The organism is Methylobacillus glycogenes JCM 2850 (assembly GCF_000617925.1).
GTDB lineage: Bacteria > Pseudomonadota > Gammaproteobacteria > Burkholderiales > Methylophilaceae > Methylobacillus > Methylobacillus glycogenes.
Genome location: NZ_BAMT01000010.1, coordinates 73,253 through 98,532 on the forward strand (window position 1 = coordinate 73,253; position 25,280 = coordinate 98,532).

The window sequence follows — 25,280 nt, forward strand, 5'->3', positions numbered from 1 at the left end:
CAGGCCACTCGCTCCTAGCGAGTATGCCAGGTCAAGTCAGGCCTGAAAGTTGCAGTAGCTGAGTGGTGATGGTTGGTATTGCGCTGGCCATCCTTGAGAGGCGGCTTCGTTCATAGAAGTCAAATCAATGAGAAAGCAACAACAAGGAGACTGATGATGAAAATGAAATCCATGGCGTTGGTATTTGCCATGCTGGCTACAGCATCCTCCGCTTATGCGGGTGATTTTGTGCATTTGCGTGATGATCTGGCAAACCTAACCGTTGGTAATGGTGGCTTGGTTAACGGGATTAACAATCCTCGTTCAGATAAATTCTATCTTGACGCAACTAACATCAATTGGTTGGCTGGCTATGATAATCCTGAGGACAATCCAGGCAATCTGGTTGCTACCTCAATTACCTATAAAGCACATTCCACAACTGCGCCTTATGGTGTTGTAGGCAATGGCGTGCTGACTTTGCTTGACTACAAGATTACTAGCAATGTTGTCTTGGTGCCTGGGGTAGCTCAGGCGACTATCTTCGACTTTGTTTTCCAAGATAGCCGTGACAATAGCCTGGTGTTTGGTACTCGCTATATCAATGAAGTAGATAACAACCAGGAAGTTAACTTCCTCTACCGTTATGGCTTTGAGGGTTACTCCGCGTCTGCAGCTTGGCTGTATCTGTCCGACTATGACTTGAATCTGTATCAATCTGGCCGTACCGATGATCACAGCTTCGGTTCATCCGTTGCCTATGATGCTGATGCGATTCGCTTCAAGTCCGATGTCAGCGCATCTGAAGGTAATCCAAACAGCGGTTTGTACTTGGTTAAGACCGACGCAACCAGCTACGTCTGGGGGGATAAAGCGATTGGTTTCTACCAGGCTGGTGAAGAAGGTCAGGCCGTTGTCGGTGGTTCTATTGGTGGTTTTATTCCAACAACAGTGGCAGCGGTACCTGAGCCATCGGAATATGCCTGATGCTGCTGGGCCTTGGCATGGTGGGTTTTGTGGCCACACGCCGCAAGAAGCACAACCTGGCTTAATGCCGGGGCGTCATGTATCAGCTGATGCATGATCTGGTTGTACACATTGGAGAAGTCGTAAATTAGAACGGAGTCATTGCCTGCTCATAAGGCAATGACTCATATAATAGGGGATTAATAAATGCAAGTTTCATTCAAGCAAGCTATCGTCGGTGCAGCTTTGGCTGTGGTTAGTGTCAGCAGCGCTTACGCTGGCAGTTTTGTAGATGTATTGAACACGGGTGCTCGTACGCCTGGTAGCACAAACATTGCCAGTTCTGATAAGTTTTTCCTGACAGGTGGCATTCCTTCAACTTGGGTTCAACAGGCGTCGGTGACCACTTCTGTTTACTCCCCTATCAACAACACCATCAAGGTCGGTACTTTCATCGACACCGTATGGTTGGATGCAACCACTGATCAATTGATCATTGGTAGCTACTTCCAATTGTTGCCTAATTATCCTACTGGCAACATCCATGGTGGCGGTGGGATCTCTGAAATCAACTCTATCGTCCGCACCGGCTTCGCTAATGTAGATACTGTCTCCGCTGCCTGGTACTACGCTTCCGGCACCTACAATGGTGCTGAAGATGGCTACCGTCTGCGTGATCCCTCACGTTCCAACTATGTCGCCAGCTACAATGCCAACAATGCCGCTTCCTACCTGGATCTGGACAAGGTTGCTATTCGTACCGATGTCAGTCTCGGTGAAGACAATCCTAACTCTGGTATCTACTTCCTGAGCGTAGATGCTGACCAGTACACCTATGAGTTCGGTAGCAATGCCATTCGCATCGTACAGGGTGCTTCCAGCAGCGAAGGTGGTCGCAAGGCGGCTGAAATGTGGCTGAGTGGCTTCCGTGTGGTGGCAGTGGCTGCAGTTCCAGAGCCATCTGAATACGCATTGATGCTGGTTGGTCTGGGACTGCTGGGCTTTGCTGCACGTCGTCGCCAAGCTTAATTAAGCTGAGCACGTAAATGCACGCGCTTATCAGGCGTGCATTTAGTCATGCTAAGAGTAAATGAATAAGTCGGCTTCATGCCGACTTATTCATTTTGGGTATTGTGTTGGTGCCTATTCCTGAAGTTGTAGCACATACTGGGAATGGCGAGCGAAGGTGTGACAAGACTTGTCATAAATCTATAGCAGTTGCACAGTAGCATCCGCAAGGCCATTCATGCAGTGAGTGAGTCTGATTTAGTCCATAGGGACTATTGAAATGAGAATGCCTGTCATTTGGCGATTTGATTTTGTATCATGAGCGTATTTCAAACTAAGGCACATGCATGAACAGGGCATCACTGGGGCCGATAAGTAGCCGTGTTATTCCCTTCGCGGTCTATATGCTATTCATGGCAGGGGTAGACCTGATCGGCGCAGTTGTGCCTGAGGGTTTTGATCTGCGATGGTTATATGGAGTCAAGGTTGGCTTGGTTGCCTACTTGCTTTGGACATTGCGCAAACACTATATCGAGCTTGGTGGCTTGTCGTTGCTTAGTTTGAAGTCGTGGTTGAGCGCAATCAGCATTGGTGTGCTAGTATTTGTCGCTTGGATTAACCTGGATGCCCCGTGGATGTTACTGGGCGGGCCATCGCAAGGCTTCAATCCGGGGCAGGGTGTCGAAGCGTGTCTCCTAATGGTGACAAGAATTGTCGGTGCTGCCCTAGTAGTGCCTCTGATGGAAGAGTTGTTCTGGCGTTCTTTCCTGATGCGCTGGATACAAAATCAGGACTTCCTCAAGGTGGAGCCGGCCACGGTTGGTGCTGTGGCATTACTGGTTTCTTCACTACTTTTTGCCATAGAGCATAACCTATGGTTTGCTGGTCTGGTTGCGGGGCTGGCATACGGATTGCTTTACATCCGGAGCAGAACAATATGGATGCCGATCATCGCGCATGCGGTGACCAACGGTGTATTGGGAGTTTGGATTATCTATACCGGTAACTGGCATTACTGGTAGCCATTGGGGAAGTATTTCTTTGCGACTAACAGACTCTACTCATTATAAAAAGCTGGTTATCACGGCAGTCATAGGTTGGAATGCAGTGGGTTATTCCGACCCTGTGCTGGCTCGTGAAGGTGATGTCATACGGCCCTATGTCAGTGCAACATATGTTTATGATGACAACCTGAGGCGCCGCTCTGACAAGGAGTCCGATACGAGTGTAGTGGGCCGGGTTGGCATTATTCTGGATAAGGATATTAGTCAGCAGAATTTCTACGCCAATATCGGTGTGAATGAAACCAAATACAACAAAAATTCAGAGTTAGACAATACAGGTAAAGATATTGTCGCTCGATGGAACTGGGCAGTGGGCTCGCAATTCCGGGGCAAGGTTGAGTACTATAAAAACGAGGCTATGCTGCCTTTTGCGGATTTTCGTGGTGTGGAATTGAATATGCGTATTCAGGAGCGTAAAACTTTTGAAGCAAACTGGCGTTTCCATTCCAGTTGGCGCGCGCGCTTTGGTGTGCAGCGCCAGGATGTTGAGTATGACTCTCAAACATTGAATGCGGCTTCTTTTCAGGAAAATTCCCAGCACGTAGGTTTGGACTATTTAGCTGAGTCAGGCAGTAAGGTTGGCTTGGTCTTCACTAATGGGCGTGGCACGCGGCCCTTTGATAGGCCTGCTTTTTTCCCGGGGATTGGTACCGTGTTTGTCAATAATGACTACAGGCAGCAATCACTCAAGGCGGACATACTTTGGCTTTATTCTGCCAAAACACGATTTGAATTTTTGGGGGGGTATGTTGATCGTAAACATGACAGCTTCTCACAGCGCGATTTTTCCGGATTTAATGCCCACGGGAACATGGTGTGGTCCATTACCGACAAAACCTCTTTCAAGACAGCCGCATGGCGCGATGCAAATGCTATATCAATCGTAACTGCCAGCTATGTGATTGATAGTGGCGCAAGTGCAAGCATCTCCTATAGCGCAACGAGTAAGATCCTGCTGTCAACTTCAGCCAGGTATCAACAACTAAAATTTGAAGGCGATATCACCGGGCAAGATCAAGGTCGTACCGACAAGAATAAGGTTTTTTCTTTTGGGGTAACGTACAGCCCTCTTGAATCGTTAAGTTTCACTACTGGTCTAAATAGAAGTTTGCGTGACTCAACCTCACCAATTTTAAACTACAACTCGACAAGCATTTCGCTTACTGGTCGTTATGAATTCTGATGGTGTAAGATAAATGACCGTAAATGACATCCCTTTAGTAGCGTTTTTCAAGCAGCTGCTCGACCCGCTGATCATTCTTGGTACGCTGTATGTGTTCACCCTGTTGTTTGGTGAGCCTTTTAATGGCTACTACCTGATTCTGGCGTTGCTAGCCTACTTTGTTTCCTCTAATGTCTACGAGCGTCTGGATCTTTACCGTACCTGGCGTAGTGGCAAGATACTTGGTTATATCCGCGATATTCTCTTTGGCTGGGGTATTGTCATCGCTGTGCTGATGTTCATCGGCTATGCCGCTGATCTATCCAGTCAGTATCTGGATGAGATGATATATGCCTGGTTTGCCAGTGTGCCGATGATATTTATTGTCACGCATCTGGCGATACGCAAAATTGCCTCGGATTTGCACAAGAATGGTGAAGTCAGGTCCGTAGTGATTATCGGTGCCAATGATATTGGCGTGCGCTTGATCAATCGCATCACGGACGACCCGTACCTGTTTATGGAGGTCAAGGGGATCTTTGACGACAGAGAGGTCGCCAGGCACCCCAAGGGCATGCGTAATCTGCCTTTGCTTGGTTCCATGTCGGAAATTGCGCCATATGTCCGCGCCAATAATACCCAGATTATTTTCATCAGCCTGCCCATGTCGGCGCAGCCACGCATCAGGCAGTTATTTGAAGAATTGCAAGACACCACAGCATCTATTTACTTTGTGCCGGATATCTATATTTTTGATCTGGTACAAGCGCGCTTTGATGATGTGGCTGGTGTGCCTGTGGTCGCTATTCTTGAGACGCCATTCACCGGTTTCAACAGTTTAATCAAACGGACTAGTGACATTATTTTGGCGTCGCTTATTCTATTAATGCTGTCTCCCATCATGCTGACACTGGCTCTGGCCGTGAAGTTGACCTCCCCAGGCCCGGTGATTTTCAAGCAGCGACGTTATGCTGAATGGTGAGGAAATCATTGTCTATAAATTCCGCTCCATGAAAGTAATGGAAGATGGTGACAAGGTAGTACAGGCGCAGAAGCGAGATCAGCGATTGACACCGATTGGTGGTTTCTTGCGCAAGAACTCACTGGATGAGCTGCCGCAGTTCATCAATGTGTTGCAAGGTCAGATGAGTATCGTGGGGCCTAGACCGCATGCCGTTTCTCATAATGAGCAATATCGCAAGCTGATTCGTGGCTATATGCTGCGGCACAAGGTCAAGCCTGGAATAACAGGCTGGGCGCAGGTGAATGGTTTACGTGGTGAAACTGATACCTTGGACAAGATGGAGTCCCGTATCGAGTATGACTTGGATTATTTGCGCCATTGGTCCCTGGCTTTTGACTTCTGGATTATCGTCAGGACGGTGCTGGTTGTGTTCAAAAAAGATAACGCCTACTAGGTTGTTTAAATAGATTTGAGGAGATTGGAAAGTGAATAACGGATTTGTAACTAACTTCAAGCAATCCAGAACCCTGTGTGTCGGTGCTGTGATTGTGCTCGCTTTCGCATTGTCGGGCTGTGGCGACAAGCATGAATCCAAAGCCAGCCAGTCTCTGGTTAAGGTCAATGGCAAGGAAATCACCGTACATCAGCTGAATCAGGAGCTGGGTCGTGCCAACATTCAGGAGAATCAGCGCGAGCAGGCAACGCAGCAGATTCTGACTGCATTGATAGATCGCCAGTTACTTGAAGAAGCTGCGCTCAAGGCCAAGGTGGATAGGGATCCAAATGTGATGACCACGATTGAACGTGCGAAATCACAAATCATTGCTCAGGCATATCTGCAATCCAAGTTAGGCAGTGTCGCCAAGCCAAGCAAAACAGAAATTGAGAATTTTTATAACGAGAATCCTCAATTCTTCAGCAAGCGCAGAATGGTGGAAATGGATCAATTGTTGATTGATACTAAATTCGCCAATGATGAATTGAAAACAGCACTTGGCAAACTCAAGACCTTGCAGGAAGTAGCCGCATGGATGGATGCCCATAATATTCAGTACGATCAAGGTCAGGTTTCACGCAGTGTTGCTGAATTGCCGCCACAGATTTCCGAGCGCCTCAAGGCCGAGGATAAGGGTAAGTTGTTCGTGATCGGCATGGGCCCTCGCACCATGTTGATCATGATGAACGAGATCAAGGACAGCCCAGTTTCACTTGCAGAAGCAACACCGCAAATTGAAAACAATTTGCTGAATAAGGCGCGCAAGGAAGTTGCTGAAAATGAAGTCAAGCGCTTGAAAGCCGATGCCAAGATTGAGTACATCGATAAAAAGATGGAAACAGCGACTGAAACCAAGGCAGCCAAAAAGAAGCCAAGCTCTACTGAGGATGATATCGCCAGTGGTGTTAGTGGCTTGAAATAAGTACTCCCCATCCTTAATATCAGGACGATAGTAAAATGAAAAAATTAATGACATGGTTTTTCTTGCTGATGCTGAGTCTGACGCCTTTTGTAACGCATGCTGCAGAAGGTGACATTCTTCTCGGCGCTGGCGATGTGCTGAAAATATCGGTGTTCGAGCAGCCTGATCTGTCACTTGAGGTCAGAGTGAGTGAATCAGGTTCCATTACTTATCCCCTGATAGGTGAAGTGCGTGTGGGTGGTGGTACGGTTGCCGCCGCCGAGCAAAGAATTGCCACCATGCTGGAAAAGGGTGGTTTCCTTAAGAGTGCTCACGTCAACATCATCGTTGCGCAATTGCAGAGCCTTCAAGTCTCTATTCTGGGTCAAGTCAATCGCCCGGGCAGATACCCTATAGATAGCGCTAAAACGCTGGCGGATGTGCTTGCCTTGGCTGGTGGTGTATCACCTGAAGGTGGCGATCTGATCACGCTGGTGCATAACGTCGATGGTAAAGCGGTCAGGGATCAGATTGACCTTGCTGACATGATGCGTACTGGCGATCTCAGCAAGAACATCCGCGTAGCTGGTGGTGACATCATTTATGTTGAACGTTTCGATAAATTCTATATCTATGGTCAGGTTCAACGTGCCAGCCATTACCGTCTCGAACATGAAATGACAGTATTGCAAGCGCTTTCTGTAGGTGGTGGCTTAAGCCCTCGCGGCACAGAAAAAGGCGTCAAGATCAAGCGTCGTGATGCTAGCGGCCATATTGAAGTAATCACTGCCAAACATGATGACCTCATCAAGCCCAACGATGTGATCTATGTGCAGGAAAGTTTCTTTTAATAGATTGCAGATTTTAATAAATACTTGATAGGCAAGGTTAATCTAATGAGCTTTTCTCAACTTTTACTGATATTCAAAGCGCGATATAAGATATTGTTAAGCACCATTGTTGTGGCCCTGGTCGTAGCAATTGCGCTCAATATTTTCTTGCCAAACAGCTATAAGGCAACCACCAGTATCCTAGTCAACTATAAAGGTGTAGATCCTGTGACTGGTATGGCTGTCCCTGCCCAGCTGCTTCCAGGTTATATGGGTACCCAGGTGGATATCATAACTAGCAAGAAAATTGCTAAGAGGGTTGTGACCACATTAAAGCTCAATGAAAGTAGTGAGGTTGTGGAGAGTTTCAATGACTCCACAGGTGGTGAAGGTGATATCGTTGATTGGTTGGCGGATTTGCTGATCTCACGTATCGAAGTTCAACCTGCGCGCAACAGTAGTGTGTTGCAGCTGGAGTTTGATGGAGCCAACCCCAAATTTGCTGCTGTTGTTGCTAACTCCTTTGCCGAGGAATATATCAAGGCCACTATCGAACTCAAGGTTGAGCCTTCGAAAAAGGCGGCTGAATTTTATACCGGGCAATTGAAGGATTTGCGTGCCGATATTACCCGGGCGCAGCAAAAGCTTTCCGATTACCAACAAGATAAAAGCATCGTCAGCGTTGATGAGCGTCTAGACATTGAACGTGCCAAGCTGAATGAACTTTCCTCGCAGTTAGTGATGTCACAAGGGCAAACTCTTGAGGCACAGTCTCGTCAGACTGGTGCACAAGGTAGCAATGCTTATGGATCTCCGGATGTCGCGAGTAATCCAATGGTTCTGCACCTGAAAACAGAGATTGCTAGGTCTGAATCACGCTTCGCGGATATCTCACAAAAATATGAGAGAAATCACCCACTCTATCAGGGGGCCAAAGCTGAGCTTGACAATCTGAAGTCTGAATTAAGTAAGCAAATCCAGGCGGCTACCGTCAATATATCGAGCAATTATAGAATCCTTAAGCAACGCGAGAGTGAAATCCGCAATGCCTTGGCTGAGCAAAAAACCAAGGTCATGCTGTTGAACAAGGATAGGGATGCACTGACGGTATTGACGCGTGAAGTCGAGGGTGCGCAACGCGCTTACGAACTCGCGACTCAGCGATATACTCAAATAAATCTTGAGGGACAGTCTAATCAAGCTGATGTATCCATCCTTAATCCAGCGACACCACCACTTAAGCCATCAAGCCCGAAAAAAATATTGAACGTGGCAGTTGCGTTGGTGCTGGGTACAATTTTTGGCTTGTTGTTTAGTTTGTTGGCTGAGCTCACTAATGAGCGAATTCGCTCAGAAAGAGTGCTGGTAGAGATTGTTGGCGCACCGCTGCTGGGTGTGATCGACAAAAATAAAACCCATTCCAGAATTCAGCGCCTGCTGGCTAAAAAACCCTAATTTGTGTGGATATAGACATGACTAATGATGTTTCCAATACTAGTTCCATTCCGGCATTGAATGCTGATTTCAATATCGGTGGAATGTTGCTCAAGATGGGTAAGATTACACCGCAGGATGCGGAGCGTATCCTGCGTGTGCAGAAGGAAAGAGGCGTTCGCTTTGGTGAGGCTGCCGAGAGTTTGGGCCTAGTTTCCTCTGCCGATATCAACTATGTATTATCCAAGCAGTTTGCCTATCCCTACCTGATGGATGGTCGCGGCGATTTCTCCGAGAACTTGGTCGCGGCTTATGATCCATTCAGTATCAATGTGGAGAAGTATCGCGCCATTCGTAGCCAGCTCATGCTCTACTGGTTTGCACAAGGGAAAAAGAGCCTGTCATTTTCCAGTGTTTACGACAAGGACGACACCAGTGACTTGGTTGCCAATCTTGGCGTGGTTTTCTCTCAACTGGGAGAGAAAACACTCATCATTGATGCCCATCTTGATAGCCCACGGCAGAATCGCATTTTTAATATCAAGAGCACTGCGGGTTTGTCGGATATTCTGGCAGGCCGGGTTACGGATTACTCCTCTTCCATCACTAGGCTAGTCGAGTTCGAGCATCTCTCCATCTTGTCTTCTGGCACCATTCCACCTAATCCGCGAGAGCTTCTGGGACGTGGTTTCCTCAAGCAGTTCATCACGGCAATTGCTAATGACTACGATGTTATCCTGGTCGATGCACCTTCCTTTGTCCGCCACTCTGAACCGTTGTCTGTGGCAAGTGCTACGGAAGGGGTGGTGCTTCTTGCCAAGCGTCATGTCTCCAAAGCCAATGACTTGAGCAAAGTGGTTGATCAGCTTTCCAAGATCAGGGTGCCTGTTGTTGGCACGGTATTGACTGAAAACTAAAATGAGCTTGAACCAGAGCATTGCGGTCGCCAGTACCCAGCTAAGAAGGTACCAGCATGTGATACCACTGCTGGTAGGCTTGCTGTTCTTATTTGTGCCCACCTACCTGAACCTGACGAACACGGTCTGGCAGATGCAGGATCAGGCGCATGGCCCCTTGATCCTGATGGTGGTGCTGTACCTAGTCTGGGTGGACAAGGAAATACTGCTAGACACGGCAAACTTGAGACAAAGCGGGCGTGGTGTGGGCCTGTTGCTGTTTTTGTTTGGCCTGTTGGTATACATCATCGGGCGTTCACAAGATTTGCTGGTGTTTGATGTGGGCTCGCAGATTCCGGTATTGGCTGGCTTGCTGTTGATTTTCTATAAGGCCAAAACCCTCAAGCGCTTCTGGTTCCCCTTGTTCTTCTTGTTCTTCATGATTCCATTGCCAGGCTCCATGCTGGATGTTGTGACCTTGCCGATGAAGGTCGCTGTCTCTTACGTGGCCGAGCATGTGCTGTATTGGTTTGATTACCCCATCGCGCGTTCGGGTGTGATCATTCAGATTGGTCAGTATCAGTTGCTGGTGGCGGATGCTTGTGCAGGCATGCATACCTTGATTTCACTGGAGGCCCTGGGCCTGCTCTACCTCAATATCGTCAGGCATGATTCCCTGGCCCGTAACTTGTTGCTGGCCTTGCTGATTATCCCTATTTCCTTCTCAGCGAATGTCATACGCGTGATTGTGTTGACCTTGATCACCTACTATTTCGGGGATGAAGTGGGCCAGGGCTTTGTACATGGATTCGCGGGTATTTTGTTATTTGTCGTGGCATTAACCCTGATTATTTCAGTGGATAGCCTGATCCAATACTTTGTTGGCAAACATACACAGCGTAAGGCTAGATTGCAGAGTTGATATGAGCGTCAGATTAATCAATATCCTGGCAGTATGCATGGTGGTGAGTTCTGGCCTGGCGTTGGCTTTGACCCCTGATCTTAGCTCCGTGCGGGATGATCCACATCTTGAAAGTTTCGTGCCTAGCAGCTTTGGTCAGTGGCAGGAAGTCAAAACCAATCAGGTGCAGATGGACCTGACAGTCAGGAGAGATGGCGAACCCAGCATCGATAACCCTTATGATGAAGTTCTCATGAGGAGTTATGCCAATGAAAAGGGTCAGGTCATTATGCTGGCTCTTGCCTATGGCAAATTGCAGCGGCAGGAAGTCAAGGTGCATAGGCCTGAACTGTGCTATACGGCGCAGGGTTTCTCCATCAGAAATCAGCAGGATACCGCAGTGAATGTGGGGGCAGGCGCAACACCCATCCCATCCAAGGCGTTGGTTGCGGCTTCAAGACAGCGCGAAGAGCTGGTGCTTTACTGGATCAGGATAGGCGATATGATCAGTAAGAGTGCTTGGGAGACCCGACTTTATATTGTGGAGCAAGGCCTCAAACATCAACTGGTAGATGGGATACTGGTCAGAACCTCACAGATATTGGGTGAAGATGATGCCGAGCAATCTTTGCAGCTACAACAACAGTTCCTGCACGATCTGGTGCAAGCAGTGCCCAGGGACAAGCGTAAATACTTGATTCCATCATAATTTTATAGCCTTGTGTTTCCATTAGGATAATGGAGATCGAGTAAAGGATTTGAGCATAAAAGCTGGGTATGCTAGCAAACAGCCAGCAGGGGAATTAACAACATATCTTAATAACAGCGCACCAGCTCTGCGGCGCAAGTGCGTTGGCATATCCTTGGGTGTTAAACCTAATCTGGGATGACTTTTTTGGTCTCTGCAACAACAGGCGCTTGAGCCATCTCGTCAAATAATGGGGATTGGGTTTGAAGATATTATTTCTAAGTCACACTGCCGCAGGGGGCGAATTTGTAGTTGGCTCACATCAACTATCTAAACAATTCGCCTTGCAAGGGCATGAGGTTGTCCACCTCAGTCCGCCAGTGACACCAGCACATCTGACACTGTTGCAGAAAACACCGTTTGAGCGTGTCCGGTTTAAGCGCTGGATGAAAGCGGGTGATGTCATCAACCACGTGACCGACATTATTCCTTTCTCATTAATACCTTGGGGTATTGCCACCCGCTTGGGATCTGGTAGCGATATCTTTGGTTACTTCCTGAAGTTTTCAGCACTCAGACAACTCCGTAAACATCAATTTTCTAATCCTGACGTAGTGTTGATTGATGAGCCTCGATTAGGCTATCTACTCAAATATTTCCCTAAGTCAAAGATCGTATACCGCCCCACTGATATTTATCATGAAATCAGAAATGATCCCAGTATTGTAGATGCTGAAAAAGGGTTGATATCCCAGGTACACGGCTTCATTGCGACATCAGAGCCTGTAAGACAGCATTTGAATCGCCTAGGTGTTGATGAGGTGCTATTGCTGCAGAATGGTGTAGATCTAGATCATTACCTGAATTTTACAAAATCCAAACTGGATTTGCCGCCTGAGCCAAGGGCAATTTATGCTGGAGCTCTGGATCATCGCTTTGGTTTTGATGTGCTGAAAAGTGCAGCCACAAAACACCAGAAAATTTCATTTTTATTGGCTGGGCCAGTAGAGGAAAAATACAAGGCGGCATTTAGTGATCTTGCCAACGTACACTTTCTTGGTCATGTGCAATATAAAGCGTTGCCCAATCTCTTGAGTCAGTGCCAAATTGGTTTATTGCCGATGTCTGATCATCCATCCAACCTTGGCCGTAGTCCTATGAAATTGTTTGAATATGCAGCAGTCGGACTTCCCGTTGTTTCTACCTCAACACCAGAGCTTGAGCGCAGATCATTACCCTTTGTATTTTTGGCTGAGAATGCCCAGATTTTCACAGATAAACTTGGTGATGTTTGCAATGCGGATATCAAAATATTGGCTCAGCAGGCTCGAGATAATGCTAAGCATGAGTCTTGGGCAAGTAAAACCATCACAATACTGAACTATATTTATTCAAAGTAAAGCAATGAACAAAACTACTGAACCACAAGATAGTCAAACCAATGTTCCATGGTGGCTATCCCCTCATGGACTATGCTTAGGCTTTCTTTTGCCTATGATCTTGTTGATCTGGTGGTTGGGGTCAGTGAGATCACCAACATTAACCATACGGGGTTATATATATTTAAGTTCTGAATATATAGCTCTGGCTGTGCTAATTGTTGTGCTGTCAGCAAGTGCAGCCTGGATGGGAAGCTTCGTCAAGACAAAAGTCAGAGTGCCGCCAGACTCTCAGGTTAATATGGCTTTGCGGGTATTAGGCTATGTAGCAGTTGCAGCATATATATACTGGTTCAAAGAGCTGATTATCAATCCTATGAATATTATTAATATATTTACAGGGACAGGTTTATCAAGACAGGAAATTGGTGCAACGCAAGGGATTACATCACTTGTTAACTTCACCCCAATATTTATTTCGATTTACATATATGCCAGATATATCGCCAAATTACCTTTAAGACAAGATGTTGTATTGTTGTTCTATGCAATTGTTTTATTGACATTGCTGCGGGTATTTGCCTGGGCAGAGCGTCTGGCATTAATTGAAATTATTTTGCCATTTGCGTTATTGATAACGCGGCAACAAGTGTTCAGTAAGATTAAAATTTTGCAATTCTTCATTAAGGCTGGTCCCTTCGCGGGATTGCCCTTGCTGGTGCTTTACTTTGGTATGGCGGAATACTTCCGCTCTTGGAGCTCTACAACTTACGCCGGGAAATCGAGTTTTTGGGATTTTGCTCTAGGGCGGATTGCTTCATATTATTACACCTCGCTCAATAATGGTGCGGGAATGCTGGCTACTGTTAACTGGCCAACATATGAATTCGAAAATGTGTTGAATTGGATGCATAAATTTCCAATTTTTGGCGGCGTGTTTCGTTACTACGTAGATTTGCACACTATGAGAATGGGTGAGTTTCTCGCTCAGTATGGTGATGAGGAGTTCAACAACCCTTCTGGGATATTTTCAGTGATCCTGGATTTGGGCTTGCCATTTGGCATTATCTACTTCTTTATAACCGCATTTCTTGCAGGAATCTTTTATAAAGGCTATTTGAGAGGCAATTTTTTAAGTGTAATTTTTTATCCGTTATTTTTTATTACGTTATTGGAAATTTTCAGATATCCGTATTTAGGAACGTCCCGAGCTTTTACCGAGATTATTGGTGTGATTATTGCTTTCTTTATAGTTAAGGGAAGGACTGAAAATGATAGAAAATCGTAGACACCTGGTTAAATCATTATTCTTGATGCTATTTTCATCCTGGCTTCCCAAGGTCGCCTCGGCAGCGCCTAAGGTGGTCGGGGGCAATGCAGACTTCACTAGAGCTTTAGATGACGCGCTTGCTGGACGCACGGAAGTGCTAAGCGGTTATTATGAAATAAGTAATCCTTTAAGATTTTCACTGAAGAGTGGCACCGTAAAATTTGCACCAGATTTTCAGCTGAAATTCTTGAATGATAAATTAAGTGGTTTAGTATTTTCGAGTTGCAGTGATTTATCACTCATTGGTGGAGATTTTTCGTACAAAAACCCCCCAGCTAGAAGAATTGGACATGGTGGTATTTACGAGTTCTCTAGATGTACCAAAGTCATCGTTAGAGATGGATTTTATTATGACACACCAGGTACAGGTATCATTTTTACCTTATGTGATGATTGTGCAGTAATTAAAGCTACGGTTTGGAATTCCTGGGCTGATGGGTTGCACTTTGCAAATTGCAATAACTGCATCGCCTTGGATTATCAGTCTACCAATACAGGGGATGATGGGTTGGCGTTTGTAAACTACAAAAAACATCCCGATGCAGTAGGTGGTTATGCGAACAACATTGTTATCAATGGTTCTTATGCACGAGGAATTGCGATTATCGGTCAATCTGGTGTGACTATAGACAAGTTTGAAATTAGGCACACTTCCGCAGAAGGATTAAAGATTGGAAGTGAGCAATACTATGACACTAGAATTCCTTCCAATGTGACAATCAAAAACGGCATTGTTGAAGAGGCAGGTACTTGGTGCGTGGCAAAGGCAACTGGCAATGGTTTCCTAGTCCAAGGTGCTACCGATAAAATTGTTGTTGAGAATTTGACTGTCAATGCCCCACGCGTGCATGGAATTGTTTTCGACAGGCATGGCGGTAATGTCAAAATGAAAGATATCGTCGTCAAGAATACAAAAGCAAGTGGCATAACCATGATGGCGGATAACATCGAGTTAGTGAATGGGGAGTTTTTAAATATTGGAACAACACCTCTTTACGTCAATAAAGCATTAACTGCTAATTTCTCCAAGATTAATGTCAATACCTTCGGATTCGCAGATAAATCAAGTTGGCCTATTTTCTGGGCTGTTGAAGCTAAGAATGTGTTAATTAACCAAATGAAAGTGGAGTCCACCACCTTGGTTAGAATTGGTGGGAAAAACGTTATTTCACATCAGATAACTGGGGTGCAGATCAGTGGTGTGCAGCTTAGCGGACTGCTCTCTGATGGGCTTAATTCCAAAACAACATCGGCGGTTTCTGCTATAACATCAACTGCTGTTAAGTTTATTGAGCAGTGGAATTAGCAAGTGGATGCAGGTGCGAGATTGAGGATTTCATGGATCGATGTCTGCCGTGGATTTGCAATGCTGTTGGTTGTGGTTGGGCATAATCAGATATTAATGGGCCAAAGTCTTTCTTTGGTAAAATTTATTTATCTTTTTCATATGCCACTGTTCTTTTTTATTAGTGGTATAACCCTCAAGCCAGATCAAGGATTAACGTACTATTTCACGCGGGCGATTAATGTTATTGCGGTATATTTTGTATTTTCATTTTTAGTTCTTCCTTTTGTTTTAATGAAAAATCCAGATGATGGTGTTTTCAATATAGTTCTTGGTATTTTGTACGGAACTGGACATACAATAGAAGTTGCTCCTCTCTGGTTTATACCATGTTTATTTTTCTCTATTGTTTTGGTCGGTCTCGCATTAGTTATTTCAAATCATTTTAATAACACTGATCGTGAATCAAATAGAAGTCCGATTTTTTTCCTTGCATTATTGTTTATCGGAGTTGGTGTTTTTCTCATTAACTCAATTCATTATTATTTAATTGATAATCTTGCTTGGGGTAGTCTGAAAAATTCAGGAATGATTTGGAGTATTGATATAGCAATAATTGGTGCTGGCTTTATTCTTCTAGGTATGTACGCAAAGGTATTTGTTGATAAGTACAAAATTACTGAAATCAAATCAATATATCTTATTGTATCTATTGTTTGTGCGATTTTCGTTATGTTGGGGTTGTTTAGTTTTGGTGTTGACGTCGATTTGAATTTTAGAAAAATTGCGCATTATCCTTTGGCTATGCTCTGCATGATCTTAGGAATATTTTTCAGTATTTTGTTTTCAATTTTTCTAGATAAATATACCTACCTATCAACTATCTTGAGCAGTATTGGTAAATCTACGTTATTGATTCTTTTATTTCACAATGCGATTCAAAATCATTTAATTTTCACAATTGGTGATTCAAAAATATATAGTGCTGTGATCGGCATTGTTATCGCAATATTGATACCTATAGTACTTGATAAGTTTGTTGTGAATAAATACGAATTGTTCAGAAAAATAGTTTACCCAAAACTATCTATCAACCTTGCATCCAAGATAATGGTAGGGAAAAGATTTTGATTGTATATATTAATGGCCGATTTTTAGGAAGACGCATAACTGGGGTTGATCGATACGCAATAGAAGTATTAAAAGAGTTAAATACACTGATTGCGGAAAATCATCCCAGTGTAGCTGGTGTTGAATATAAGATTGTTATTCCTCCTCGCATCAAAACTGACTTGCATCTAACTCATATACCTATAGTGGCTTATGGTTTTTTTAGTGGGCATGCGTGGGAGCAATTGTCCCTACTAATGTTGAGTCTGAGTAGTAAGTCAATGGTATTAAATTTATGTAATACAGGCTCAATCTTCGTGCGTAGTCAAATCGTCGTCATTCACGATGCTGCAGTGGTGAGAATTCCTAGTACATTTTCTTTAGCATTTCGGGTGTGGTACAAAACACTCATGCCAGTACTCGGCAGAGTCGCAAAGAAAATTGTAACGGTTTCAGAATATTCGAAAAAAGACATTATTAACTTTTTTGGTGTACATCCTGAAAAAGTTCAAGTTGTTGGTGCAGGCGGCGAGCATATTTTGTCGCAACAGCCAGACGCAGGTATTCTTGAAAAATTTCAAGTTCACCCGGGCTCTTATGTGTTGGCGGTTAGTAGTCATGCTCCGCACAAAAATTTTTCTTTAACCATTGAATCTTTAAAACTTTCTAAGAATGCAAATATTCCGTATTTGATTGCAGGTGGGGCTAATCAGAAAATTTTTGGTGAAAATTCCCAGTTAGATTCTTCTAAGGTGACGTTGCTGGGTTATGTCTCGGATAATGAGTTGCGCGCGCTTTATGAACATGCGCTTTGTTTTGTTTTTCCATCACTTTATGAGGGCTTCGGTCTTCCTCCACTGGAGGCGATGAATTGCGGCTGCCCCGTACTTGCATCAAATGCTGCATCAATTCCAGAGGTGTGCAGTGATGCTGCATTATATTTTTCACCGCATGATCCGCAGGAGCTTTCAAAGCTTATAGATAATGTTGCTCATGATGCCGATTTGAGAAAGTCGTTAGTCAACCAAGGCTTGAAGCGAGCAAAAGATTTTTCTTGGAAAAATTCCGCAATAGATATTGCACGGATGTGCAAGGAGATTTTCACAATAAAGTAATAGTATTATCTGCCAAGCTGAATTTTTCTTTATAAAGTCTAGGCCAGGCATGTTGATTATTAACTAGATTATGACTAATAAATATACGAGGCATTCGAGATTGCACCCAAAAAAAGTAGCTATCGTTGTGGATTGGCTTAATGAATATGCTGGAGCAGAGCGTGTTCTGGAGCAGTTGGTTCTTTGCTATCCTGATGCAGACATTTTTGCTGTCATTGAATTCTTACCTGATAACCTGAGAGGTTTTATTCAGAATAAGAAGGTTACGACAACTTTTATCCAAAACTTGCCTAAAGCTAAAACGCATTATCGCAATTATTTGCCACTAATGCCTTTAGCTATTGAGCAGCTCGATCTGTCTCAATATGATTTGATTATTTCTAGTTCTCACGCCGTGGCCAAGGGTGTGCTTACTGGGCCAGATCAAGTGCATGTAAGTTATGTCCATTCTCCCATGAGATATGCGTGGGATTTGCAACATCAATACTTGCGTGAGTCTAATTTGGTTTCAGGTTTTAAATCTTGGATTGTCAAATGGTTGCTACATAAATTGCGTATTTGGGATCTAAGAACGGCGAACGGGGTAGATGTTTTTATCGCAAACTCTTCTTTTATTGCTAAAAGAATAAAGAAGGTATATGGACGTGAGGCTAGGGTTATTTATCCTCCTGTAGATACCAACAGTTTTGCATTCCAGGAAAAGAAAGATGACTTTTTCTTGACTGCCTCGAGATTGGTACCTTACAAACGAGTTGACTTGATTGTGGAAGCCTTTTCCAAAATCCCAGATCAGAAATTAGTTGTCATTGGGGATGGTCCAGACATGTCCAAGGTGCGTGCAAAAGCAGGGCCAAATGTTGAAATCCTCGGTTATCAGTCTCATGCTGTGTTAAGAGACTACATGCAGCGTGCGAAAGGGTTTGTCTTCGCGGCGGAGGAAGATTTTGGTATTTCTCCTGTTGAGGCACAAGCATGTGGTACTCCCGTGATTGCTTTCGCCAAAGGTGGCGCCTTGGAGACAGTTATTCCAGAAGAGCGAGGTGATCCTGCCACTGGTTTGTTCTTCCATGAGCAGACAGCTGATGCCATCGTGGATGCTATTACTAGATTTAATCTACTCTCTCAAAAGATTAGTCCATTTGCATGCAGAGAGAACGCACTGCGCTTTTCTCCTGATCGATTTAGAAATGAGATTATTTCAACTGTGAATAAGGCTCTCGATTAATTATTTTCTCTTACGACATATAGTAAGTTCTCATATTTAATTTTATAGGATAGTTGCTATGAAAATAGCTGTTGCAGGTACTGGGTATGTGGGCTTGTCGATTGCTGTGCTTTTAGCACAGAAAAATGAAGTTGTTGCTCTTGATATCGTCCCTGATAAAGTTGACCTTATCAACAATAAAATTTCTCCAATCGTTGATAAAGAGATTGAGCATTATCTTAAGAATATTCCATTGAACCTACGTGCGACTACAAACAAGCATGATGCATATGAAAATGCAGATTTTGTAGTGATTGCAACCCCTACGGACTATGATCCGGTTACCAGCTACTTCAATACCTCCTCTGTAGAGGCAGTGATCAAGGATGTCCAGGCGATTGCGCCCAACGCGACCATGGTGATCAAATCCACCATCCCTGTTGGTTATACCAAAATGATTTCCGAAAAGTTGGGTGTGGATAACCTGATTTTCTCTCCTGAATTCTTGCGTGAAGGTAAGGCACTTTACGACAACCTGTATCCCTCGCGTATCGTCATTGGTGAAATTTCGGATCGCGCACAAGTTTTTGCCGACCTTCTCAATGCAGGTGCTGTGAAAGAGAATATTCCGGTGCTATTGACCAATAGTGCTGAAGCGGAGGCCATTAAGCTGTTTGCCAACACCTTCCTCGCCATGCGCGTCGCCTATTTCAATGAGCTGGATACTTATGCCGCCACCCATGGCCTGAACACACGTCAGATCATAGATGGGGTGTGCCTAGACCCACGTGTCGGTGACCACTATAACAATCCATCGTTTGGCTATGGTGGTTACTGCCTGCCTAAGGATACCAAGCAACTGCTGGCCAATTACGACAACGTGCCGCAAAAACTCATCAATGCCATTGTTGATGCCAACACCACGCGCAAGGATTTCATCGCCCAGAGCATCATCAAGCGTGACCCCAAGGTGGTGGGTATCTACCGCCTGATCATGAAAGCAGGCTCGGATAACTTCCGCGCCAGTTCAATCCAGGGCGTGATGAAGCGCATCAAGGCACGTGGTATTAAGGTCGTGGTGTTTGAGCCTGAGTTGAAAGAAGATCAATTCTTCAATTCAGAGGTGATCCGCAATCTGGAAGAGTTCAAGAAGATTTCAGACGTCATTGTCGCCAATAGAAGGGCGCAGGATTTGTCAGACGTTGATGAGAAAGTATATACGCGTGATTTGTTTGGCAATGACTAGCCAGATTGAAAAGGTGTTGGGTTAAGGATATGAGGATACTTTTTTCACCTGCTACGGCGAGTAATCAGTATGTCGAGAACACGATTGCCCTGATTAAAACCCTAGACGCTACCCATGTCGAAACCCAAGCCAGATTGAATGCTGGATTCATCTTGCGCAATGCTTTCAACCGCTATGATTGCATTATCATCAACTGGCTGGAAAACAACCTGGTTGGAAAAAACAAGTCGCTTGATATATGGGCGGTAGCAAAATTTCTGTTCAAGTTTTTCATCTACAGAGTCATGGGGAGAAAGTTGATTTTTGTCAGGCACAATATTTATCCTCATGCCTTGAAGGGTCGGCAGGCATCCATCGCGACCTGGATCATTGAAGCGGCGATTAAGCTCTCAACAATATCCGTTGTACATTCAGGGCATCTCGAAAATGAGAACGCGAAATATGTACCTCATCCTTTGTACAGGGTTGATTCGCAGGTTGAAGGCCAAGGCAGTGATTATTATGTAATTTTTGGCAGGATTGTTGCGTATAAAGCCATCCATAAATTACTCGAAAGCTGGGGGTCGCAGCGGCTAATCATAGCCGGCATTGTCGAGGATCATGCCTACGCTGCCAGCTTGCAATCCATCATACAGTCCAGAGGGTTGAGCAATGTTGAACTGCGTGCTGAATTCCTCTCCGAAGCCGAGGCTGAACAACTGGTAGCTAACAGCAAGGGCTTGATTCTTTCACATTGCGATGCCGACATGATTGTCAGTGGTAGTTTTTTCTTTGCTGCAAGTCTGGGCGTGCCTGTTTTTGCCATGGATACTCCATTTTTCCAGTGGCTGAAGAATGAGCAAGGCTATCAGGGCTTGCAGGTGTTCACATCACTGCAGGCAATGACGGCTGAGCTAGCCACTGCCGCGGCCGTGGAAAAAAATACTATTGCTGCTTCAGCCCAGCGTTTATTTGGCAATGATAGGGTGAGAAGTGCATGGGGTAGTGTGCTCCATGGTTAATTCAATACCTTATCTTTTGTCTCACTTAATATTTTGATTGAATTGCAACAATGAGCAAATTGATGACCACGATAGGTCAGGATGTTAACCAGCCTGCAGGCATTCCTGAAGTATTTACAATCAATGATGTCGTTGACAGAGGGCTATGCGTTGGATGTGGTGCGTGCGCGGTTGTAGATTCAAACGTCAAGCTAACGCGCAATCAATATGGTTCCATGGTGGCCGCCATTGATGCCAATATCCTGCCAGGGTCTATTGCCGACCGGGTATGCCCATTTTCTGATAACAGTCTTAATGAAGATGTTGTGGGAGAACGGGTTTTTGCGAGTTGTGAAAATTTTGATCAACGTACCGGTTATTACACCAATTTATATTATGGCCGCAGGTTCACTGAAGCTGAATTGCTGAAAAGCAGTTCTGGTGGGCTGACCAGTTATGTCGCCATTGAACTTCTCAAGCGTCATCACGTGGATGGCATTATTCATGTGGGACGCGACCAGTCAGATGATCGCGATGCTTTGTTCAAGTTCATGGTGTCTTACACAGAAGAAGACGCCAATGCCTGCAAGAAATCACAATATTATTCCCTGAGTTTTGATGAGGTAGTAAGAAGCATACGCGGAGATGGTAAGCGTTATGTATTTGTGGGCGTGCCCTGCTTTGTCAAATCTCTGAGAAATATTTGTCTCAATGATGCTGTGCTCAATGAGCAGATTCCATTCATGCTGGGCTTGGTGTGTGGTCATTTGAAGTCTTCGCGCTTTGCCGAATTACTAGCGTGGCAACTTAGTGTGCCACCGGAAAAAATCCAGAGTGTGGACTTTAGAGTAAAAAATAATGCCTCCACCGTGAATTCCTACGATTTCCAGGTGGTGGATAGCAATCAGCAAGCCCATGCAAAAACCTCTAATACAATGCTGGGCGGCAATTGGGGCCATGCGGCGTTTCAACTTCAGGCATGCGATTATTGTGATGATATATTTGCCGAGACAGCAGACGCTGTCTTTGGTGATGCATGGTTGCCGCAGTTCTCCACATGGTGGCAAGGTACCAATATCGTCCTGGTAAGAAACCCTATCATCGACGACATTCTGGAATCGGGGAAAAATGCAGGCGCCATCACTCTGGGCGGTGTCAGCATTGATGATTTATGCAAGTCGCAGTTGGGTAATTTCCGCCACAGAAAAGATGGTTTGATTGTCAGGTTAGACGATGACCTGAAGCAGGGCAAGAAGGTCCCCAAAAAACGGGTTGATCTGTCTGCATTAGGCAAGATTGACCAGAAGAGAAAGAAAATTGTCAGGCTCAGAAAGGAAATGGCCGTGAAAAGTCACGAATATTTCCTGCAGGCCCGAGAAAAGCACGATCTCAGCCTTTATATGAAGCCCATGGGGCAGTTGGCGAGAAATATGCTTAAGCTGTATAGGGATCCATTTATGAAGCGACTGATCAATAGGCTGAAGCGATATTTTTAATATTGCCTTAGGTCAATGCGTTATCACTCATTAATCTAATTTTTGAATGGTCTAGGGATTTGAGTCTATCTGTAAAAGCCGCGCGCGGTGGTGTGGTCATGATGTCAGGACAAATTGTGAAGGTAGCTTTGCAGTTTGGCAGCCTGATTATCTTGGCACGCCTGTTGCAACCAGAAGATTTTGGTTTGGTTGCCATGGTGATTGCGATTTATGGCATTTGCGACATCTTGCTCGACTTTGGCCTTTCGACGGCGTCTATTCAAGTCCAAAACATAACTAAAGCGCAGATCAGCAACCTGTTCTGGGTCAATGTATTGATAGGTCTGTTGTTTACGCTGATTTCATACTTTTCAGCAAGTTTACTGGCGAGCTTTTATGCTCAGCCAGAATTAACCAAAATTGCGCAGTATGTTTCTGTGGTGTTTTTATTCAATGGTATTGCCGCACAATATAAAGCCCAGCTGAACCGTAATTTCAAATTCAAACAGATGGCAATAACAGATACGACTGCTGTTTTGCTCAGTGTTTGTATCGGGGTCTATTTCGCATATGCCGGACATTCTTACTGGGCCATCGTATATCAGCAGATAGCGCAGGCATTGATACAAATGCTTTTGTACATGCTTTTCGGCGCTTGGCTACCTTCCTTGCCTTCAAGACATGTTTCTATCAGACATTTCTTCAAATTCGGTTGGGGGCTGGCTGGTTCTCAATTGATGGGATACTTCTCGCGCAATATTCCAGCTATCTTGATTGGTAATCAAATAGGTGCCAGCCAGTTGGGGTTTTACGATAGAGCCAACAAATTACTGATGTTGCCGCTAAACCAGCTGAATGCGCCTTCATCGTCGGTTGCTGTCCCTGTGTTGTCACGTTTGGCAGTGGAAGATCAGGAAAAATACAATCGTTTTCTTCTGTTTGGACAAAATATCATTGTCCATCTCGTTGTATTTTGCCTGGCCTTAACCTGCTGCCAGACAGAGCGCCTGGTGCAATTGGTGCTCGGGACACAATGGTTGGAAATGGTGCCGGTCTACCGGGCACTTTCATTTGCAGGGATATTTTTGGCGCTCAGCTATGCCAGTTACTGGGTATTTTTATCTAAAGGGATTACTGCCTCTCTATTTAAACTAGGCTTGGTTAGCAGGCCAATCTCTATTTTGATTATTTGCCTGGGGCTGCCCGCTGGTGTGATTGGCGTAGCGTATGCATACTCGGCAAGTCTGCTCTTTACCTGGCTACTCGGCGTTTTCTGGCTGAGGAAAACGGGCGTTCCTGTCAAAAGCATGATTGTAGATCCACTCATCATGTCTGCCATTTACTATAGCGCCAGTTTTATCGCCAATTACGTGGTCGATCATTATGTGGACTTTGCCATATACAACATTCTTGTCGGCTGGTTGCTGATGTTGCTGATCCTGGCAGTATTTTATTTGTTGGTCCCCAAGTTCAAACGTAGCGTGAAAAAGTTATTTGAAGTGAAAAGTTATATTCGGAACAAACAATGAAGACCATTAAAAAATTACTATACAAAATCCTAGGTAGTGCAGGCATCAAGGCCAAGGCTGCAGCAGTCATCAATCTCCTGTTTGGTCGTGTGGCTAGAAGCACTAATGACAGTGTCTCTATTCTTATTCCGGCACCAGGAGGGGGGAATATCGGTGATCAGGCAATGCTGGAATCATTTTTGCATAATATTGATGGCAAAAAACTCATTATCAAAACACAGCCTATAGCATTGGATATTCCTAGTCACTATGCAGTGAACGTTGAAGTGATCGAAATGCCAGGATTGATCTACGGTCATTTGTTCAGGTTTTTGCGGGATTACGTAAGACTGAGAAAAATAATGGCATCTGCCAGCGCTTTGTATGTAGTTGGCGCAGATATCATGGATGGTGGCTATAATAAAAATGCCTCTATCATGCGCTCTAAAATTGCAACTTATTTCGCGCGTAATAATATTCCATCCAGGGTGTTTGGTTTCAGTTGGAATGGCAATCCTGATGCAGCAGCGCTTTCTGCTATCAGAAACGCAGCTGCCAATGGGGTTTTGCTTTGTGCGCGAGATCCTCTTTCATTCCAGCGTCTACAAGATGCAGGGGTTCCCAATATCAGGCTGGTTGCAGATATGGTGTTTGCCAATGACAACACCAAATCAGCTGGGATTGAAGATATTTTGCAATTCTGCGCAGGCAAGCAGATTGCTCTGGTAAATGCCAGTGGATTGATTGGCAAAAATATTGATCAAATTGATGAATATAGCAAGGTAATAAACAAGCTGATGGACCACAATTTTAATATTGTACTATTGCCTCACGTGATCAGACACGGAGCCAATGACTTGCCGATTTGTCAGGCATTGTCAGGCAAGTATCCGAATGCTTTCCTAGTAAATAGACTGTTGGAACCAGATCAGGTTAAGCGCTTAGCACAAGAGGCTAAAATTGTCGTCACCGGTCGCATGCATCTTTCCATCATGAGCCTGAATCAGAATGTTCCATCTATCGTATTATCGACCCAAGGCAAGGTTGATGGGCTTATGCAATTCTTCGAAACTGAAAAACTGTCGATTAATCCGGAAAAAGGTTTTTCCGATCTTATTTGTTCACAAATTGATTTTATTTGTTCTAATCGGCAATATTATCAAGACCTGATTCGTAAAAACCTACTTAAGGTTAAGGAACTGGCCGCTGGGAATTTTAATTAGTGTGATAATTATGACTTATCATCGGGCTGCTTTCAGGGTGCAAAATAGTTAGATTCCCCAGTTAATATTCTATAATAATGTTTATATGTATTAATGGTTTTCATTGCATTTTATATCTATGATATATGCACACTAA

At 44.6% G+C, this 25,280-nt stretch carries 21 protein-coding genes and 1 pseudogene; all 22 read left to right on the forward strand.

Going from position 1 to position 25,280, the window contains the following annotated elements:
• Positions 1 to 153 precede the first annotated feature (153 nt).
• The 22 genes and pseudogenes from JCM2850_RS19210 (at position 154) to JCM2850_RS12815 (ending at position 25,144) form a co-directional block, all read left to right on the forward strand.
• On the forward strand, positions 154 to 966 hold the full coding sequence (locus JCM2850_RS19210; RefSeq protein WP_234406255.1) for a PEP-CTERM sorting domain-containing protein: 813 nt from the start codon (positions 154 to 156) through the stop codon (positions 964 to 966).
• Positions 967 to 1,152: 186 nt separating this feature from the next.
• A complete protein-coding gene (locus JCM2850_RS12720; protein ID WP_025872295.1) occupies positions 1,153 to 1,974 on the forward strand; it encodes a PEP-CTERM sorting domain-containing protein in 822 nt (273 codons plus the stop codon).
• Between the two features lie 326 nt (positions 1,975 to 2,300).
• Positions 2,301 to 2,975: a CAAX prenyl protease-related protein gene (locus tag JCM2850_RS12725; protein ID WP_025872297.1), complete on the forward strand. Its 675-nt coding sequence runs from the start codon at positions 2,301 to 2,303 to the stop codon at positions 2,973 to 2,975.
• 85 nt (positions 2,976 to 3,060) lie between these two features.
• The gene (gene epsL / locus JCM2850_RS12730) at positions 3,061 to 4,200 is read left to right on the forward strand and encodes an XrtB/PEP-CTERM-associated polysaccharide biosynthesis outer membrane protein EpsL (RefSeq protein ID WP_148301266.1); all 1,140 of its coding nucleotides are present in this window, start codon (positions 3,061 to 3,063) and stop codon (positions 4,198 to 4,200) included.
• Positions 4,201 to 4,213: 13 nt separating this feature from the next.
• Positions 4,214 to 5,597, forward strand: a pseudogene (locus tag JCM2850_RS19215) (undecaprenyl-phosphate glucose phosphotransferase).
• Between the two features lie 31 nt (positions 5,598 to 5,628).
• A complete protein-coding gene (locus JCM2850_RS12740; protein ID WP_025872301.1) occupies positions 5,629 to 6,561 on the forward strand; it encodes an EpsD family peptidyl-prolyl cis-trans isomerase in 933 nt (310 codons plus the stop codon).
• 47 nt (positions 6,562 to 6,608) lie between these two features.
• Positions 6,609 to 7,391: a polysaccharide export protein EpsE gene (epsE, locus tag JCM2850_RS12745; protein ID WP_234406256.1), complete on the forward strand. Its 783-nt coding sequence runs from the start codon at positions 6,609 to 6,611 to the stop codon at positions 7,389 to 7,391.
• A 45-nt stretch (positions 7,392 to 7,436) separates the two neighbouring features.
• Positions 7,437 to 8,825 (forward strand): chain length determinant protein EpsF, encoded by a 1,389-nt coding sequence (gene epsF / locus JCM2850_RS12750; protein WP_025872305.1) that lies wholly within the window; start codon positions 7,437 to 7,439, stop codon positions 8,823 to 8,825.
• Between the two features lie 17 nt (positions 8,826 to 8,842).
• Complete coding sequence (locus JCM2850_RS12755; protein WP_025872306.1) at positions 8,843 to 9,721, forward strand: polysaccharide biosynthesis tyrosine autokinase; 879 nt, start codon at positions 8,843 to 8,845, stop codon at positions 9,719 to 9,721.
• 58 nt (positions 9,722 to 9,779) lie between these two features.
• Positions 9,780 to 10,622, forward strand: a complete 843-nt coding sequence (gene xrtB / locus JCM2850_RS19220) for an exosortase B (RefSeq protein WP_234406257.1) — start codon at positions 9,780 to 9,782, stop codon at positions 10,620 to 10,622.
• Between the two features lies 1 nt (position 10,623).
• Positions 10,624 to 11,310, forward strand: coding sequence for an exosortase-associated protein EpsI, B-type (epsI, locus tag JCM2850_RS19225; RefSeq protein ID WP_036266188.1), 687 nt, complete (start codon positions 10,624 to 10,626; stop codon positions 11,308 to 11,310).
• 242 nt (positions 11,311 to 11,552) lie between these two features.
• Positions 11,553 to 12,689 (forward strand): glycosyltransferase, encoded by a 1,137-nt coding sequence (locus JCM2850_RS12765; protein ID WP_159105171.1) that lies wholly within the window; start codon positions 11,553 to 11,555, stop codon positions 12,687 to 12,689.
• A 4-nt stretch (positions 12,690 to 12,693) separates the two neighbouring features.
• A complete protein-coding gene (locus JCM2850_RS12770; protein ID WP_081775068.1) occupies positions 12,694 to 13,956 on the forward strand; it encodes an O-antigen polymerase in 1,263 nt (420 codons plus the stop codon).
• Positions 13,940 to 15,304 carry a right-handed parallel beta-helix repeat-containing protein gene (locus tag JCM2850_RS12775; protein ID WP_025872311.1) on the forward strand — a complete coding sequence of 455 codons (1,365 nt, stop codon included), beginning with the start codon at positions 13,940 to 13,942 and terminating at the stop codon, positions 15,302 to 15,304. Before JCM2850_RS12770 ends, JCM2850_RS12775 begins: the two co-directional genes overlap by 17 nt.
• A gap of 3 nt (positions 15,305 to 15,307) precedes the next feature.
• Positions 15,308 to 16,414 (forward strand): acyltransferase family protein, encoded by a 1,107-nt coding sequence (locus JCM2850_RS12780; RefSeq protein WP_148301267.1) that lies wholly within the window; start codon positions 15,308 to 15,310, stop codon positions 16,412 to 16,414.
• The gene (locus tag JCM2850_RS12785; RefSeq protein ID WP_025872313.1) at positions 16,411 to 17,508 is read left to right on the forward strand and encodes a glycosyltransferase family 4 protein; all 1,098 of its coding nucleotides are present in this window, start codon (positions 16,411 to 16,413) and stop codon (positions 17,506 to 17,508) included. The genes JCM2850_RS12780 and JCM2850_RS12785 overlap by 4 nt, the downstream gene beginning before the upstream one ends.
• 100 nt (positions 17,509 to 17,608) lie before the next feature.
• Positions 17,609 to 18,733 (forward strand): glycosyltransferase family 4 protein, encoded by a 1,125-nt coding sequence (locus JCM2850_RS12790; RefSeq protein ID WP_036266212.1) that lies wholly within the window; start codon positions 17,609 to 17,611, stop codon positions 18,731 to 18,733.
• A gap of 58 nt (positions 18,734 to 18,791) precedes the next feature.
• The gene (locus JCM2850_RS12795) at positions 18,792 to 19,958 is read left to right on the forward strand and encodes a nucleotide sugar dehydrogenase (RefSeq protein WP_025872316.1); all 1,167 of its coding nucleotides are present in this window, start codon (positions 18,792 to 18,794) and stop codon (positions 19,956 to 19,958) included.
• 29 nt (positions 19,959 to 19,987) lie between these two features.
• Complete coding sequence (locus JCM2850_RS12800; protein ID WP_148301268.1) at positions 19,988 to 20,959, forward strand: glycosyltransferase family protein; 972 nt, start codon at positions 19,988 to 19,990, stop codon at positions 20,957 to 20,959.
• 62 nt (positions 20,960 to 21,021) lie between these two features.
• Entirely contained in the window at positions 21,022 to 22,434 is a 1,413-nt protein-coding gene (locus JCM2850_RS12805) for a Coenzyme F420 hydrogenase/dehydrogenase, beta subunit C-terminal domain (protein WP_159105172.1), read from the forward strand.
• Between the two features lie 59 nt (positions 22,435 to 22,493).
• Positions 22,494 to 23,942: a lipopolysaccharide biosynthesis protein gene (locus tag JCM2850_RS12810; protein ID WP_148301269.1), complete on the forward strand. Its 1,449-nt coding sequence runs from the start codon at positions 22,494 to 22,496 to the stop codon at positions 23,940 to 23,942.
• Positions 23,939 to 25,144, forward strand: a complete 1,206-nt coding sequence (locus JCM2850_RS12815; protein ID WP_025872324.1) for a polysaccharide pyruvyl transferase family protein — start codon at positions 23,939 to 23,941, stop codon at positions 25,142 to 25,144. Before JCM2850_RS12810 ends, JCM2850_RS12815 begins: the two co-directional genes overlap by 4 nt.
• Positions 25,145 to 25,280 lie beyond the last annotated feature (136 nt).